The sequence below is a fragment of the Streptomyces sp. NPDC096323 genome, assembly GCF_040302845.1.
GTDB lineage: Bacteria > Actinomycetota > Actinomycetes > Streptomycetales > Streptomycetaceae > Streptomyces.
Genome location: NZ_JBEOSI010000005.1, coordinates 231,502 through 247,534 on the forward strand (window position 1 = coordinate 231,502; position 16,033 = coordinate 247,534).

Genomic DNA, 16,033 nt, shown 5'->3' on the forward strand with positions numbered 1-16,033 from the left:
CCCGCGCCCCAGCGCTCGCGTGCCCCCGCGCCCCCGCGTCAGATCTTCTCGACCGGCGCGTATCGCAGCAGCAGCTTCTTCGGCCGCTCGTCGCCGAAGTCGACCGTGGCCTTCGCCTGGTCCCCGATGCCCTCGACCGCCGTCACCGTGCCCAGACCGAACTGGTCGTGGGTCACCCGGTCGCCGGCCACCAGCGTGATCGTCGGCTTGTCCGAGGTCCGCCGCGTCGCGAAGCCCGAGGGGCCGGAGCGTGCGCGGGACGCGGAGAGCGACGAGGTGATGCCCGATGTCGGGCCCGCCGCGGCCGCCATCGGGCCCTTGCGCTTCCACTCCAGGTGCTGGTCCGGGATCTCCTCCAGGAACCGCGACGGCGGGTTGTACGCGGGCTGGCCCCACGCGCTGCGCATCGCCGCCCGGGTGAGATAGAGCCGCTCGCGGGCACGCGTGATGCCGACGTACGCCAGCCGGCGCTCCTCCTCCAGCTCCTTGACCTGGCCCAGCGCCCGCATGTGCGGGAAGACGCCGTCCTCCATGCCGGTCAGGAAGACCACCGGGAACTCGAGGCCCTTCGCGGTGTGCAGCGTCATCAGCGTGACGACGCCGGAGCCGTCCTCGTCCTCGTCGGGGATCTGGTCGGCGTCGGCGACGAGCGCGACCTTCTCCAGGAATTCGGCGAGGGTGCCCGCGCCTTCGTCCTCCGCCCGCTCCTGCTCGAACTCGAGGGCGACGGAGGCGAGTTCCTGGAGGTTCTCGATGCGGGTCTCGTCCTGCGGGTCGGTGGACGCCTGGAGTTCGGCGAGATAGCCGGTCCGCTCCATGACGGCCTCCACGACGACCGCCGGTCCGGCGCCGGACTCCACGATCGTGCGAAGCTCCTCCATCAGCGTGTTGAACCGCTTGACGGCGTTGGCCGAGCGGGCCGCCATGCCGTACGCCTCGTCGACGCGGCGCAGCGCCTGCGGGAAGGAGATCTTCTCGCGCATCGACAGCGCGTCGATCATCGCCTCGGCGCGGTCGCCGATGCCGCGCTTGGGCACGTTCAGGATGCGCCGGAGCGGGACGGTGTCCTCGGGGTTGGAGAGGACCCGGAGGTAGGCCAGGACGTCCCTGACCTCCTTGCGCTCGTAGAAGCGCACGCCGCCGACCACCTTGTAGGGCAGACCGACGCGGATGAAGATCTCCTCGAAGACACGGGACTGGGCGTTCGTGCGGTAGAAGACGGCGACGTCGCCCGCCTTCGCGTCCCCGGCGTCCGTGAGCCGGTCGATCTCGTCGGCGACGAACTGCGCCTCGTCGTGCTCGGTGTCCGCGACGTAGCCCGTGATCCGGGCGCCGCTGCCGGCGTTGGTCCAGAGGTTCTTCGGGCGGCGGCTCTCGTTGCGCTCGATCACCGCGTTGGCCGCGGACAGGATCGTCTGCGTGGAGCGGTAGTTCTGCTCCAGCATGATCGTCGTGGCGTCGGGGTAGTCCTCCTCGAACTGGAGGATGTTGCGGATGGTCGCGCCGCGGAAGGCGTAGATCGACTGGTCCGCGTCACCCACGACGCACAGTTCGGCGGGGGCGTTCTCGGGACCGGCCGGGCCGACCAGTTCCCGTACGAGCGTGTACTGGGCGTGGTTGGTGTCCTGGTACTCGTCGACGAGGACATGACGGAAGCGGCGGCGGTAGTGCTCCGCGACGTCGGGGAACGCCTGGAGCAGGTGGACCGTCGTCATGATGATGTCGTCGAAGTCCAGGGCGTTGGCCTCGCGCAGCCGGGACTGGTACAGCGCGTAGGCCTGGGCGAGGGTCTTCTCGAAGCCGTCCGTCGCCTGGCCGGCGAAGGTCTCCTCGTCGATCAGTTCGTTCTTCAGGTTCGAGACCTTCGCCGTGAACGACTTCGGCGGGAAACGCTTCGGGTCGAGATCGAGATCGCGGCAGACCAGGGCCATCAGCCGCTTGGAGTCGGCGGCGTCATAGATCGAGAACGAGGAGGTGAAGCCGAGCCGCTTCGACTCACGGCGCAGGATCCGTACGCACGCGCTGTGGAAGGTCATGACCCACATGGCGTTGGCCCGGGGCCCGACGAGCTGCTCGACGCGCTCCTTCATCTCGCCGGCGGCCTTGTTGGTGAAGGTGATCGCCAGAATCTGGCCCGGGTGCACCCCGCGCTCGGCCAGCAGGTGGGCGATGCGGTGGGTCAGTACGCGGGTCTTGCCCGAACCGGCGCCGGCGACAATGAGCAGCGGGGACCCGGCGTGCACGACGGCCGCGCGCTGCTCGGTGTTCAGCCCGTCGAGCAGCGCGGCCGCGTCGATGACGGGCCGGTGGGCCCCGTCACGGTAGTACGCGTCGCGGGGCGGCGGGGGCCCGTCGAACACGCCCGCGAAGAGGTCCTCCGGCACCGCTTCGGGTGCGGAGTCCTCGGGGGGCGGCGGGGGCCCTTCCTCCGTGTGCTGGAGGCCGGCCAGGAAACTGTCGTCAAAGAGGCTGCTCATCGCCTCCCGAGTCTAGGGCGCCCCACTGACACTCCGGGGCAGAGTGACGAAGCACGCACCCAGCACCGCGCACACAGAGCGATCGGCGGACCGCACCGCGTCCGGGAATCCCGGTCCCCGCCTGCCCGCGGCACCCCGATCCGCCGAGGTCACGAAAATGTATCGGGCATATCGAACATCAACCTTCACAGCGGCACCATGGGTTGGCTAGCGTGCTCGTTCGGGCGGCCCGTACCCCCAGAGGCGATCCACGCCGAGCGGGCTTCCACGCCGAATCCGGGCTGTCCTTCAGGGGAGTCCGGAACCGGGGACCCACACGCATCACCGGGGTGAATCGGTCCGCAACCCCCACCAGGACCGTAGGGCAGCCTTCCGTTCCGCCCGAACCCGACAGCTAACCCGGTAGGCGGTCCACGGAAGGAGATGCCGGCCTTGGCATCGCATCGCAAACCGCGCACTCCCCTGCGCAGCTCCGGCCCCGCCGTCGGGCTCACGACGGCCGCCCTGGCGTCGGTGACCCTGCTGTCCTCGCAGAGCGCACTGGCCGCTCCGGCTCCCAAGCCCAGCATCGAGGACGTGCAGAAGAAGGTCGACGACCTCTACCGGCAGGCGGGCACCGCGACCCAGCAGTACAACCAGGCGAAGGAGGCGACGGCCGGGCAGCGATCCAAGGTGGACACGCTGCTGGACGACGTCGCCCAGCGCACCGAGAAGCTGAACGAGGCCCGCAGGACGCTGGGCACGTTCGCCGCCGCCCAGTACCGCGGCGGCACCCTCGCCCCGACCGCCACGTTCTTCCTGGCCGACGACCCGCAGTCGTTCTTCGACCAGACGCACCTCATGGACCGGATGACCGAGCGCCAGCAGCGCGCCGTGTCGGACTTCCGTACGCAGCAGGCGAAGGCGTCCAAGCAGCGGGCCGAGGCCGTGGCGAGCCTGGAGACGCTCACCGAGTCGCAGGCGACGCTGCGCACCAGCAAGCAGAACGTCCAGACGAAGCTGTCCGAGGCCCGCGGCCTGCTGTCGAAGCTGACCGCCGAGGAGAAGGCGCGGCTGGCCGAGCTGGAGCGCAAGAAGGAGGCGGAGGCCAAGCGCAAGGCGGCGGAACTGGCGAAGAAGCAGGCCGCCGCGAAGGCCGAGGCCCAGCGCGAGGCCGCGGCGGCCGAGGCGGCCGCCGAGGAGGCCGGCAGCGGCACGGGAACGGACACCGGGACAGGCACGGACTCGGGCACGGGCGCGGACGCCGACGCCTCGACCAAGGCGGACAAGGTCATGGCGTTCGCCGAGGCGCAGCTCGGCAAGCCGTACGTCTGGGGGGCGACCGGCCCGGCCTCGTACGACTGCTCGGGGCTCACCCAGGCGGCCTGGAAGGCGGCCGGCGTCGACATTCCGCGGACCACCTGGGACCAGGTGAACGTGGGCACCCGGATCGCCACGGCGGATCTGCAGCCGGGGGACCTGGTCTTCTTCTACGACGACATCAGCCACGTCGGCATCTACAAGGGCGACGGCATGATGATCCACGCGCCGAAGCCGGGGGCGAACGTGCGCGAGGAGTCGATCTACTACATGCCGATCTACGGGAGCGTGCGTCCCGCCTAGAAACGGCCCGCGGCAGGGGCGCCGGAGCCTGCCCTGCGGGGTTCGCGTGCCGGGTACCAAACGGCCGGCGGCAGGGGCGCCGGAGCCTGCCCTGCGGGGTTCGCGTGCCGGGTACCGTGCGGAAGGTGCCCGGCACCGGACGGGCAGCGCACACAGGACGAGCACCCTGCAGGAGTGAACGACCGTGAAGATCTTGGAGAGCGTCCGGGACCTGGCCACCCTCGGCACCTTCGGCCAGGCCAGGCTGTTCTCGGCGGCCTGCGCCGAGCGCACCGCGGGGGTGCTCCTGCGGTACCTCGCCGACGAGAGCCGCCCGGCGGACCAGGACACCTGTGTGGCCGCCCTGGAGCTTCTGTGGGAGATCACGCCGCCGGACGAGGACGTGGCCGCCGCCATGCACCGCCGGCTGAGCGTGCTTCCCGAACTCGCCCCGGAGCTCCGCCCGGACGGCCTCACGGCGGCGGCGGTGCTCGCGCTCAGGGCCTTGTTCGCCGGGGTGGCGATGCTCATCGACCAGGGCCCGGACGGCGCGGCCGGCCCCTCCGAGTCGGCGCGGGCGCTCGCCCGGGCACTGGACACGGGGGACGGCGCGACGGCCGCCGAGGAGGACGTGATCCAGGATCGGGACGTCGAGCGGATCATGGCGTGGAGTCCCGAGGAGCAGACGCTGCACGTCCACGGGCTGCGCGCGTCGGCCGCGGAGACGGGACGCGCGCGGCTGACCGCGGCGGAGGCCCGCTACGGCCTCGGCGACGGGGCGCCCGGCGGGCGGGAGTAGCGCCGTAGGCCTCCGGCCCCGGGAGCCGAGCCCGGCCTGCGCCTCAGGTCCAGAGCGTGGCGATGAAGATGTTCACGATCGTCAGTCCGCCGACCGCCGCGAAGAGGCCCTTGTCCACCTTCTCCTCGTCGCGCTTGACGTAGACGAGCCCGAGGATCACGACGAGGATCAGCAGCTTGATGCCGATCTTGACGTTGTTCACGGGGTGGTCGTCGGCCTGGTCGAGGCCGACCAGGGCGATTCCGGTGACGAGCATGGTCAGCGCGCCGTGCAGCATGGCCGGGACGAACCGTGCCGTGCCCGCCCCCATCGCCTTCATCTGGGTGAGGAAACCGCCCAGCAGGGAGGCGATGCCGATGATGTGCAGGGCGACGAAGACATCGATGAGTACGCGCATGGTTCCGCAGCCTAGCCGCGGCCATATCAGCACTCCGCGGCCAGGTGGTAGTGAGCGACTACTTGACCGTGAGATGTACCAATTGCCTGATTCTGGCGCAATTTTTCCGATCGCCAGGCGACAACGCAACGCCAAATTCACACAATAAGCGTCACTACAACTCTTTCCCGTGTCCCGGGTTTAGCGTCCCTATCCAGGTGACCGGCACAGGCCGATCCGTTCCCGGGCGGCGTTCCCCGGTCACCCCGCCGAGGTTCCGGCGCCGGGCCGCTCCCCCTGTTGGCGGCCCGCCTCCGGGCCGGGCGGGCCCGTCGGTAGTCCCCGGCGGGCTGTCGAGAGGAAGGACGCCCGCCCTCGTGGCAGCGCACCGGAAACCCAAGCAGCGCCGGTACACCGGCTCCGCTGCCCGCACCGCAGCGACGCTGGCCTTCGCCGGGGCCGCCACCGCTGCCGCGTTGCCGGGATCCGCGCACGCCGATCCGGCGCCGACCCCCGCCCAGGTGAAGGCCGAGGTGGACCGGCTGTACCGGGAGGCGGAGGTCGCCACCGAGCAGTACAACGGGGCCAAGGTGAAGGCCACCGCCGCCGAGAAGTCCGTGGACGCCCTGCGCGACGAGGCGGCCCGCCGGACCGCGCGCCTCAACGCCGCACGCGACGCGCTCGGTTCGTACGCCGCCGCGCAGTACCGCTCCGGCGGCCTCGACCCCGCCGTGCAGCTGGTGCTCTCCTCCGACCCCGACCAGTACCTCGAGCGCGCCTCGTACGTGGAACGGGCCGGGCAGCACCGCGCCACCGAGGTCCGCACCGTGCAGCGCCAGGTCGCGGAAGTGGCCCAGGTCCGCACCGAGGCCGCCGGTCAGCTGACCGAGCTCGCGAGCCGCCAGGCGGCCCTGAAGAAGCACAAGGCCACGGTCCGCACCAAGCTCGCCGAGGCCCGGCAACTGCTCGCCCGCCTCTCCCCCGCGGACCGCGCCTCCTACGACGCCTCGGACGGCTCGTCCGACGGCCGCGGCGGCGTCCACGCCGACCGCAGCGCCCCGCGCGGCTCGGAGCAGGCGCCCAACTCCCGTGCCGCCGAGGCGGTCGCCTTCGCGTACACCGCCCTGGGCAAGCCGTATGTCTGGGGCGCCACCGGCCCCTCCTCGTTCGACTGCTCCGGCCTGACGCAGGCCGCCTGGCGCTCTGCGGGCGTCTCGCTCCCCCGGACCACGTACACGCAGATCAACGCGGGCACCCGCGTAGCGCAGTCCGAACTCGCCCCGGGGGACCTGGTGTTCTTCTACTCGGGCATCAGCCATGTCGGCCTCTACATCGGCAACGGCCAGATGATCCACGCCCCGCGCCCCGGAGCCCCGGTCCGCATCGCCCCGATCGACCAAATGCCTTTCGCGGGGGCGACCCGGGTGGCATAGGCTCCCGCCTTCCGAGCCAACTGCCCGAAGGACACTCACCCATGCCCATGGACGTCGACGTCCAGACCCACACCCGTACGCTCACCCTCCGCTCCCCGGACCATGTCCGGGTGGGCCCCTTCGCGATCCGCTACAACCCCGGCTGGTCGCTGAAGTTCGCCAACTACGCGATCCCCGACCAGGGCGCCGAGCCGACGCCCGCCGAAGTCGACGCGCTGATCGCGGCGTTCCGCGAGCTGGACCGGATGCCGCGCCTGGAGTACCTGCCCACCTGGGCGCCCGCGGTCGAACCGGCGCTGCTGGCCGCCGGGTTCACCGAGGAGAACCGCGCCCCGCTGCTGGCCTGCTCCCCGGGCGGACTGCTGCCGCCGAAGCCGGTGGACGGCCTGGTGATGGCGGAGCCCGCCACGGACGCGGAGTTCGACGCCGCCGCGCTCGTCCAGCACCTGGGCTACGGCGGGACGGGCGAGCCCGAGGCGGGCATGGCGCAGTGGCTGCGCACCGCCGCGAGGGACGGCGGGGTCGCCGCCCTCGCGACCGTCGACGGCACCCCGGCGGGCGCGGGCGGCTGCTCGGTCCCGGTCGACGGTCTCAGCGAGCTCGCGGGACTCGCGGTGGCGGCGGACTTCCGCCGCCGCGGCATCGGGGCCGCGCTCTCCGTCCATCTGACGGAGAGGGCGTTCGCGCGGGGCTGCCGGGTGGTGTGGCTGGAGCCGGGCGACGCCGACGTGGAGCGGATCTACGCCGGGATCGGCTACCGCCGGATCGGCGAGAAGCTGAACATCTCGCTCGACCCGGAACGCGAAGGCGCCTGACCCGGAAGCCGGAAGCGACCTCAGACCAGCCGGCGCGCGGTCGCCCATCGCGTCAGCTCGTGCCGGTTGGAGAGCTGGAGCTTGCGCAGCACCGCCGAGACGTGGGACTCGACCGTCTTCACGGAGATGAACAGCTGCTTGGCGATCTCCTTGTACGCGTAACCGCGGGCGATCAGCCGCAGCACCTCGCGCTCGCGCTGCGTCAGCCGGTCGAGGTCCTCGTCGACCGGCGGGGCGTCCGTCGAGGCGAAGGCGTCGAGGACGAAGCCGGCCAGCCGGGGCGAGAACACCGCGTCGCCGTCCTGGACCCGGAAGACCGAGTCGACGAGGTCCGCGCCGGTGATGGTCTTGGTGACATAGCCGCGGGCGCCGCCGCGGATGACGCCGATGACGTCCTCGGCGGCGTCCGAGACGGACAGCGCCAGGAAGCGGACCGGGTTCTCCACCGCGCCCATGAACGGGGCGCAGCGGCGCAGCACCTCGACGCCGCCGCCACCCGGGAGGTGGACGTCGAGGAGGACGACCTCGGGGCGGGTCGCCGTGATGACGGTGACCGCCTGGTCGACGTCGGCGGCCTCGCCGACGACCTCGACGCCGGTCTCCTCGGTGCGGCCGATCTCGGCCTGGACTCCGGTGCGGAACATCCGGTGGTCGTCGACGAGCACGACTCGTACCCGGCGCTCCGGGCCCTCGTGGCCTCCGGTCGCCTCAGTGGTCCCGTTCATCGCTCGTCCTCTCCATCTCCAGCTCGACTTCCGTGCCCCCGCCGGGCACCGGACGCAGCCGTGCGGTACCGCCGTTGCGCTGCATCCGGCCGATGATTGATTCTCGTACGCCCATTCTGTCCCCCGGTACGGAATCCAGGTCGAATCCCGGGCCTCGGTCGCGGACCGAGACGAAGACCGTGCGGCCCTCGACCTCCGCGTAGACCTGGACGGCGCCGCCCTCGCCACCGTACTTGGCGGCGTTGACCATCGCCTCGCGCGCGGCCTGCATCTGTGCGGTCAGCTTTTCGTCCAGCGGGCAGTCGCCGACGACGACGACCTCCAGCGGGACGCCGTGCTTGTCCTCGACCTCGGCCGCCGCGCGTTTGACGGCCTCGGCCAGGGTCTCGGGCTCGTCGCCCTCGTCCTTGCCGGTGCCCTCGGGGTTGTAGAGCCAGTTGCGCAGTTCGCGTTCCTGGGCGCGGGCCAGTCTGCGGACCTCGCCGGCGTCCTCGGCGTTGCGCTGGATCAGGGTGAGGGTGTGCAGCACCGAGTCGTGGACGTGGGCGGCGACCTCGGCGCGTTCCTGGGCCCTGATGCGCATCAGGCGTTCCTCGGAGAGGTCCTGGGTCATGCGGACGAGCCAGGGACCGGCGAGCAGGGCGATGCCGGTGAGGACGGCGATGGCCGCGGTGAGGACGTTGCCCAGCTGTGCGGCGGAGCCGCGTACGACCATGAATCCGGCCAGTCCCAGACCCACCAGGGCGACTCCGGCGAGCCCGCGGGCCAGGTGCAGGACGCGGCGGCGGCTGCCGACCTCCATCCAGCGGGCGCGGCGGGCGTTGTCGGCCTGGCGCCACACCAGCACGGAGCCGGCGCCGATCAGCAGGGTGGGCCAGATGTAGCGGTCGGCCTTGCCGCCCATGTCGACGTTGCCGACGAAGATCAGGGCGCCGATGAGCAGCGCGATGAGGGCGAAGACCTGGCCCTTGTCGGGTTTGCGGAGTCTGCGGGTGCCGTCGGGGGCGGTCTCGAAGACGGAGCGCGGGCCGTCCACGCCACCGACGCCGAGGGGGACGACGATCCAGAAGACGGCGTACAGGAGCGCGCCGAGGCCGTCCGCGAAGAACAGTCCGAGGAAGACGAAGCGCACCCAGGCGACCGGCAGCCCGAGGTGTCCGGCGAGACCGCGTGCGACGCCGCCGAGCAGCCGTCCGTCGGCGCTGCGGTACAGCTTGCGCCGGGGCTGCTCCTCCGGGTCGGGGGCGAGGGAGCTTGCGGCTCGGGGGGTGGCGGCTGGCATGACCCGATCGTCACACGTCCGTGCGGGTCGTGGCATCAGGGTCGGCCCCCACATCGACCCTGAGACCTTGAGAGCTTGAGAGCTTGAGACTTTGAGGCCTTCCGGCGGGTGCGCGGGCGTCTCAGGGTCGGCCGGGCCAATATCAGGGACCGGCCAGGGTCGGGGCGGGTGCCGGACGGGTCCGGCGCCCGTCACCATGGAGCCATGACCGTTCCCCACGATGCGCCGCCCGGCACCGCACCGCCCCCCGGGCCCGTTCCGCAGCTGCGCCGCGGCCCGCGGGTGGTTGGCGGGGTGTGCGGTGGGCTCGGCCGGTACTGCGACGTCGATCCGGTGATCTTCCGGATCGTGATCGGTGTGCTCTCCGTGACCGGCGGCCTCGGACTGATCTTCTACGGCTTCGCGTGGCTGCTGATCCCGTGGGAGGGCGAGGAGGAGAACGAGGCGCGCCGGCTGCTGTCGGGCCGGGTCGAGGGGTCCTCGCTGATCGCGGTGGCGTGCGCGCTGATCGGCTGCGGGCTCTTCCTGTCCATGCTGGGCAACAGCGGCACACTGGCGTTCTCCGCGATGCTCTCGGTCGCGGTCATCGGCTACATCGTCTGGACGCAGCACCGCAGGACGGCCGATCCGCAGGAGGGGGCGAGCCCGGCGTCGGACCGGGCGGTGCCCGAGGCGCCGCCCGAGGTGAAGGCCCCGCCGAAGCCGTCCGGCCCGTCCTGGTGGCGCGACCCGATCGTCAAGGACGGCACCACGGGGCCGGTCGGGGCCGGCTATCTGTGGGGGCCGCCGGACGCCGTGGCCGACGGCCCGGCGCCGGGCGCGCGCCGGGCGACGGCCGCCGCCCCGTTCCTTCCCCCGCAGCGGTCGCGGGAGGTCCGGGGGCCGCGGTCCGTCGGAGGTGCCGTCTTCGTCAACGCGATGATCGCCGGCGGGCTGGGGACGGGCCTGAGCTGGGACTCCCACCCGCTCGGCACGAGCCTGCAGATCGGCCTGGCCGCCGCGCTCGCGGTCTTCGGGATGGGCATGCTGATCAGCGCCTTCGTCGGCCGGACCGGTTTCGGCACGCTCCTGCTGGCGATGATCACGGCCGGACTGCTCGCGGGAGCATCGGCCCTGCCCAAGGACATCACGACGCACTGGGTGCGCGAGAAGTGGCGGCCGGCGTCGGTCGCCGCGGTGCAGCCGCGCTACCAACTGGGCTCCGGAGAGGCCGATCTGGACCTCACCGCACTGGCCGTGCCCAAGGGCGGGACCGTCAGGACGCAGGTGGTGGTGGCCGCGGGCCGGATCGTCGTGCGCGTGCCGCGGACGGTCACGGTGACGGTGGACGCGCGAGCGGACATCGGCGACATCACTCTGCGGGACGGAGAGCGGGGGCGCACGTCGAACGTGCGGGTCTCCGGCAGTGAGCGCACCACGCTGCCGCCGGACGCGGGCAGCAAGCCGGCCGGCACGCTCGAGCTCGATCTGGACATGGGCATCGGACAGGTGGAGGTCACCCGTGGCGCGTCATGAAGTGCGGCCCGGGCGGGCCGTCGCGGGCCTGGTCATGCTGACCCTCGCGGGCGGTTACGCGGCCGACGCGGCGGACAGGTGGGAGGCCCCCTGGGCCTTCTTCGTCGCGGTCCTCGTGGGCGGACTGTGGCTGGCCGCCGTCGTGACCTGGGTGGCCTACCGGATCCGCCGCCGCCGCGTCGCGAGGAAGGCGTCCACGGAGAACGACGCGGCGCCGCCGAGCAGCAGCGGCAGCCAGGCCATGAGGTAGATCAGGTCGTTGCCGAGGTAGTAGGGCGACACCTGCCAGCTGACGGTGAGCCACAGGCTGAGCGAGATCAGTGCGCCGCCGAGTGCCGCGAGCCTGGTCCACAGGCCCAGCAGCGTGCCGATGCCGACGGCGAGTTCACCGAAGGCGATGGCGTATCCGAAGCCGGACGGGCTCTTCAGGGCGAGGTCGACGAGCGCCGGGATCGCGGCGGAGTCGCGGACGGCGGACATCTGCTCGCCGATGGAGCCCGGTCCGGTGGCGTGGAAGAAGGCGCTGTCGGTCAGTTTGTCGAGTGAGGCGTAGATGAAGGTGACCCCGAGGAAGATCCGCAGGGGCAGCAGGGCATGCTCCCGCGCCAGCTCCCCCAGGCTCCTGGCCTCGCCCAGCCCGCGCCCGTTCGTGCCGTACCCGTGCATGGTTCTCCCGCCTTCCGCGGCCCGCCGCCGGACCGCCGGGTCCGCCAACAGGGCCGTTCGACCCTCGCCGGACCGTTCGATCCGTCACCCGACCATACGTACGCCCCACACGCGCGGCTCACCAGGTGCCCGCTCGGGTTCCGCAGTGGTTCAGTCCGTCACGTCGATCGCGACCCGGTTCGACTCCGCCCCGGACGCGGTCACCACCTGCACCTCGACCACCCCGGGCTCCACCTCCACCGGCACCGGCACGGTCAGCACGGTGTCGGTCGGGTTCGCGAAGCCACCGGTGACCGGGACCATGGGTACGTGTACGTGGACGGGGCCGATCCGCACGACCATGCGGGCCAGCCGGTCCGGGGCCCCGGCGCCGGGCGGCACGAACCCCGCACCCCGGATCTCGATGTCGTCGCCGGTGCGGATGGGCGCGTCCAGGTCGCCGGCCTCGCGCGCCCGGACCACCGACAGCACCACGGGCCGCCCGCCCTCCGCGTACTTCCCGGCGAAGTAGGCTGCCGCCGACACGGCCACCAGGAGGGCGAGCCCCCACGGCAGATCGGGCAGCTGCTCGGGCCGGCGGGCGAGGCGGACCGCGGCGAAGACCACGGCGACGGTGGACACCAGCACGTAACTCACGTCCGTGAACCCGCCGCGCCCCGAGTCATCGGTGAGCAGGTCCGCGGCGCGCGGCCGGTCCGCCCGCAGCTTCTGGAGCCGCCCGGACAGCACCCGTACGCTCACCACCCGCCGCACGACCACCGCGACGGCGCACACGAGGGCCAGCACGGTGACCACACCGGCGCCGCGCGCCAGGTCCAGACCCTCGATCAGCGCGTCGCGCTGCGCGTGGCCGGAGGCGCCCGCCAGCTGGAGGGCGAGGACGAGGACGGAGAAGACGGCGAGCAGCACCCAGGACGCGGCGACCGCGCGGGAGGTGGAGAGCCGGTTGTCCTCGCCGATCAGCGGGGCGAGGACGCCGCCGCGGGCCCGGTGGACGTGCGCGGCGGCGGTGAGCAGCCCGGCGGTGACGACTCCGGCGACGAGTCCCGCCGTACGGGCGTGGGTCCAGCCCGCCCCGATGGCGGTGGCGGCCTCGGCGACGGCCAGCACGGCGACGGCGCCCCAGACGATGACCAGGGTGCGCTGCCACACCCGGTACAGCCAGGCGTCGCCGGCTTCCCGGCCCCGGTCGGCGACGGCGCGCGCGGACTGGGTCAGCTCGTCCGAGACCCACTGCCGGGTCGCGGACGCGGACTGGGCGACCCCGGCGGGAAGGCCCTGACCTGCGGCGAGTTCGTCCCGCTTGGCCAGGAAGGCGGCCACCGCGCGCCGGTGCCCCTGGCGTGCTCCGTGCGGGCAGTCGCCGCACGTGCAGCCACCGCCGTGCGTGCCCTGTCTCGCCTCGTCCAACGCCACGGAGAACTCCGCCCCTTTTCCGCCCCGGTACAGCCGTTGATCAACCCAACTCGGCTGTGATTGCTGCGAATTGTGCCGTACGGTACGAGCGGTTCACGCATCGGGGCACACCGGACGGGCGGGACCGTCAAAACGTTCGAGAGATCCGGCGCCACAACGGCTGGTAGTTGATCCAGGCGACGAGGTCGCTGCCGAGCTGTTCGCGGGTGGCGACGGCGTCCCGGTGCTCGATCAGCACCGGCTTCCCGGCCGCCCGCGCGGCCAGCTGGACCTGGCAGGACCGCTCCAGGGTGAGGAACCACCAGGCGGCCGCGTCCACCGAGTCGCCCACGGTCAGCAGCCCGTGGTTGCGCAGCACGATGGCCTTGCGGGACCCGAGCGCGGCCGCGATCCGGCGCCCCTCGTCCTCGTCCACGACGACCCCGGTGTACGCGTCGTACAGCGCGTGGTCCTCGTAGAAGGCGCAGGACTCCTGGGTGATCGGCTCGACGAGCTCCCCCAGCGCGGCCAGCGCCCTGCCGTGCACGGAGTGGGTGTGCGCGACGGCGACGACGTCGGGACGGGACCGGTGCACCTGTGCGTGGACGGCGAACGCGGCCTGGTTGACGTGCTGCCCGCCCTCGACGACCTGGCCCTCGCCGTTGACCAGGATCAGCTCCTCCGGCCGCAGCCCTTCGAAGGGGGCACCGAAGGGGTTGACCCAGTAGCAGTCGCCGAATTCCGGGTCGCGCGCCGTGATGTGCCCGGAGACGCCGTCCTCGTACCCGTACGCACCGAACAGGCGCAGCGCCCCCGCGAGCCGTTCCTTGCGGTGGGCGCGCGCCTCCTCCACGGAGGCGTGGACGGGCGGCATGGCGAAGTGGAGCTGGTCCACGGGCACGGGTGTGGGCTCGGGCATGGCGACTCCTCGGGTGCTCCCTGGCGCGTACGGGATCAGGCCTGCGGGATCAGACGTACGGGATCGGAAGTTACCGCCGGTCGCCGCAGGTGGCCAGAGGGATCGGGGATCGATTCGGGAGCGGAACGCGGCGATGCCGCCGCCCGTGGGAACGGACGGCGGCATCGGCCGGACTCTCGGGAGGGATTACTCCCACTCGATGGTGCCCGGGGGCTTGCTCGTGATGTCGAGCACGACGCGGTTCACGTCGGCGACCTCGTTGGTGATGCGGGTGGAGATCTTGGCGAGGGTCTCGTACGGCAGTCGCGACCAGTCCGCCGTCATGGCGTCCTCGGAGGAGACCGGGCGCAGCACGATCGGGTGACCGTAGGTGCGGCCGTCGCCCTGGACGCCGACGCTGCGGACGTCCGCGAGCAGGACCACCGGGCACTGCCAGATGTCCCGGTCGAGGCCGGCCCTGGTCAGCTCCTCGCGGGCGATGGCGTCGGCGTCGCGCAGCAGGTCGAGCCGCTCCTTGGTGACCTCGCCGACGATCCGGATGCCGAGCCCGGGGCCGGGGAAGGGCTGACGCTGGACGATCTCCTCCGGCAGGCCGAGCTCCTGGCCGACCATCCGGACCTCGTCCTTGAACAGCTGGCGCAGCGGCTCGACGAGCTGGAACTCGATGTCGTCGGGGAGCCCGCCGACGTTGTGGTGCGACTTGATGTTGGCGGTGCCGGTGCCGCCGCCGGACTCGACGACGTCCGGGTAGAGGGTGCCCTGCACGAGGAAGGCGACCTCGGGGCCGTCCTCCTGGAGGATCTCCAGCTGGGCCTGCTCGAAGACGCGGATGAACTCGCGGCCGATGATCTTCCGCTTCTGCTCCGGGTCGGACACGCCGGCCAGGGCGTCGAGGAAGCGCTTCTCCGCGTCGACCACCTTCAGCTTCGCCCCGGTGGCGGCGACGAAGTCCTTCTCGACCTGCTCGGTCTCACCCTTGCGCATCAGGCCGTGGTCGACGTACACGCAGGTCAGCTGCGAGCCGATGGCCTTCTGTACCAGGGCGGCGGCGACAGCCGAGTCCACCCCGCCGGACAGGCCGCAGATGGCGCGCTTGTCGCCGACCTGCGCACGGATGAGGGCGATCTGCTCCTCGACGACGTTGGTCGTCGTCCAGTTCGGCTCGATGCCCGCGCCGCGGTAGAGGAAGTGCTCCAGGACCTGCTGGCCGTGCGTGGAGTGCATGACCTCCGGGTGGTACTGGACGCCGTAGAGCTTCTTCTCGTCGTTCTCGAAGGCGGCGACCGGGACGACGTCCGTGGAGGCGGTGACGGTGAAGCCCTCGGGGGCGGCCGAGCAGGCGTCGCCGTGCGACATCCACACCGGCTGCTCGGCCGGGGTGCCCTCGAAGAGGGTGGAGCCGGTCTTGGAGACGGTGAGCGCGGTCCGGCCGTACTCCCGGGCGCCGTTGTCGTCGACGGTGCCGCCGAGCGTGGTGGCCATCAGCTGGAAGCCGTAGCACATGCCGAAGACGGGGACCCCTGCCTCGAACAGCGCGCGGTCGAGCGAGGGCGCGCCCTCGGCGTACACCGAGGAGGGCCCGCCGGACAGGATGATCGCCCGGGGGTTCTTGGCCAGCATCTCGGCCACCGGCATCGTGGACGGCACGATCTCGCTGTAGACCCGGGCCTCACGGACGCGTCGGGCGATGAGCTGGGCGTACTGCGCGCCGAAGTCGACAACGAGGACCACGTCGGTGGTGGTGTCGGGGGCGGCGGGGGGTGCTGCTGGCACGGGGGCGGCCTTCCGGCGGTGGAGAGGGGGTCGGTCCTCCAATTCTACCGGCGCGCGGGAGTAGCCCTCGTCGCGCCGGGATACGCCGTGATAGACGGCTCGCGGGCGCCGGGCCATACGGCACAGGGACCACCGCCGTCCCACCATCCGGGCCCGGCAGCGGGCCGGGTCCCCGCCGGGTCCATACTGTCCCCATGCTTCAGCACACGACCTTCGAATTTACCTATGGCACCCGGCCCGCCGGCTGCCGTGGGCGTGCTGCTTGAGCAACTGACAA

General features: G+C 72.1%; 14 protein-coding genes and 1 riboswitch. Of the genes, 6 read left to right on the forward strand and 8 right to left on the reverse strand.

Annotated features, from left to right (window positions below; genetic code table 11):
• Positions 1 to 38 precede the first annotated feature (38 nt).
• Complete coding sequence (pcrA, locus tag ABTX18_RS15860) at positions 39 to 2,477, reverse strand: DNA helicase PcrA (RefSeq protein WP_352123304.1); 2,439 nt, start codon at positions 2,475 to 2,477, stop codon at positions 39 to 41.
• A gap of 258 nt (positions 2,478 to 2,735) precedes the next feature.
• Positions 2,736 to 2,902: riboswitch (cyclic di-AMP (ydaO/yuaA leader) on the forward strand.
• Between pcrA and ABTX18_RS15865 the strand changes: the two genes are divergently transcribed.
• Both ABTX18_RS15865 and ABTX18_RS15870 read left to right on the forward strand, forming a co-directional pair.
• Positions 2,901 to 4,079: a C40 family peptidase gene (locus ABTX18_RS15865; RefSeq protein ID WP_352123305.1), complete on the forward strand. Its 1,179-nt coding sequence runs from the start codon at positions 2,901 to 2,903 to the stop codon at positions 4,077 to 4,079. It overlaps the preceding riboswitch by 2 nt.
• A 184-nt stretch (positions 4,080 to 4,263) precedes the next feature.
• Complete coding sequence (locus ABTX18_RS15870) at positions 4,264 to 4,857, forward strand: hypothetical protein (RefSeq protein WP_352123306.1); 594 nt, start codon at positions 4,264 to 4,266, stop codon at positions 4,855 to 4,857.
• Between the two features lie 43 nt (positions 4,858 to 4,900).
• On the opposite strand, the gene ABTX18_RS15875 is transcribed toward ABTX18_RS15870, so the two are convergent.
• Positions 4,901 to 5,254, reverse strand: a complete 354-nt coding sequence (locus ABTX18_RS15875; RefSeq protein WP_136327614.1) for a hypothetical protein — start codon at positions 5,252 to 5,254, stop codon at positions 4,901 to 4,903.
• 356 nt (positions 5,255 to 5,610) lie between these two features.
• Between ABTX18_RS15875 and ABTX18_RS15880 the strand changes: the two genes are divergently transcribed.
• Together ABTX18_RS15880 and ABTX18_RS15885 are read left to right on the forward strand one after the other, a co-directional pair.
• Positions 5,611 to 6,666: a C40 family peptidase gene (locus ABTX18_RS15880; RefSeq protein ID WP_352123307.1), complete on the forward strand. Its 1,056-nt coding sequence runs from the start codon at positions 5,611 to 5,613 to the stop codon at positions 6,664 to 6,666.
• Between the two features lie 41 nt (positions 6,667 to 6,707).
• Positions 6,708 to 7,481, forward strand: a complete 774-nt coding sequence (locus ABTX18_RS15885) for a GNAT family N-acetyltransferase (RefSeq protein WP_352123308.1) — start codon at positions 6,708 to 6,710, stop codon at positions 7,479 to 7,481.
• A gap of 20 nt (positions 7,482 to 7,501) precedes the next feature.
• Here ABTX18_RS15885 and ABTX18_RS15890 read toward each other — a convergent pair whose 3' ends face one another.
• Entirely contained in the window at positions 7,502 to 8,206 is a 705-nt protein-coding gene (locus ABTX18_RS15890) for a LuxR C-terminal-related transcriptional regulator (protein WP_136327611.1), read from the reverse strand.
• Positions 8,190 to 9,488 (reverse strand): PspC domain-containing protein, encoded by a 1,299-nt coding sequence (locus tag ABTX18_RS15895; protein WP_352123309.1) that lies wholly within the window; start codon positions 9,486 to 9,488, stop codon positions 8,190 to 8,192. The genes ABTX18_RS15890 and ABTX18_RS15895 overlap by 17 nt, the downstream gene beginning before the upstream one ends.
• Before the next feature lie 204 nt (positions 9,489 to 9,692).
• Here ABTX18_RS15895 and ABTX18_RS15900 point away from each other — a divergent pair, with 204 nt between their 5' ends.
• Together ABTX18_RS15900 and ABTX18_RS15905 are read left to right on the forward strand one after the other, a co-directional pair.
• A complete protein-coding gene (locus ABTX18_RS15900) occupies positions 9,693 to 11,003 on the forward strand; it encodes a PspC domain-containing protein (protein WP_352123310.1) in 1,311 nt (436 codons plus the stop codon).
• A complete protein-coding gene (locus ABTX18_RS15905; RefSeq protein ID WP_352123311.1) occupies positions 10,990 to 11,253 on the forward strand; it encodes a hypothetical protein in 264 nt (87 codons plus the stop codon). The genes ABTX18_RS15900 and ABTX18_RS15905 overlap by 14 nt, the downstream gene beginning before the upstream one ends.
• Here ABTX18_RS15905 and ABTX18_RS15910 read toward each other — a convergent pair.
• The 4 genes from ABTX18_RS15910 to guaA all read right to left on the reverse strand — a co-directional run bounded on the left by ABTX18_RS15910 (position 11,160) and on the right by guaA (position 15,756).
• On the reverse strand, positions 11,160 to 11,669 hold the full coding sequence (locus ABTX18_RS15910) for a DoxX family protein (RefSeq protein ID WP_352123312.1): 510 nt from the start codon (positions 11,667 to 11,669) through the stop codon (positions 11,160 to 11,162). The two genes, ABTX18_RS15905 and ABTX18_RS15910, sit on opposite strands and share 94 nt — an antisense overlap.
• Before the next feature lie 150 nt (positions 11,670 to 11,819).
• Entirely contained in the window at positions 11,820 to 13,085 is a 1,266-nt protein-coding gene (locus tag ABTX18_RS15915; RefSeq protein WP_352123313.1) for a hypothetical protein, read from the reverse strand.
• Between the two features lie 127 nt (positions 13,086 to 13,212).
• The gene (locus ABTX18_RS15920) at positions 13,213 to 13,983 is read right to left on the reverse strand and encodes a class II aldolase/adducin family protein (protein ID WP_352123314.1); all 771 of its coding nucleotides are present in this window, start codon (positions 13,981 to 13,983) and stop codon (positions 13,213 to 13,215) included.
• A 186-nt stretch (positions 13,984 to 14,169) separates the two neighbouring features.
• Positions 14,170 to 15,756 carry a glutamine-hydrolyzing GMP synthase gene (gene guaA, locus ABTX18_RS15925; RefSeq protein ID WP_352123315.1) on the reverse strand — a complete coding sequence of 529 codons (1,587 nt, stop codon included), beginning with the start codon at positions 15,754 to 15,756 and terminating at the stop codon, positions 14,170 to 14,172.
• Positions 15,757 to 16,033: the final 277 nt, after the last annotated feature.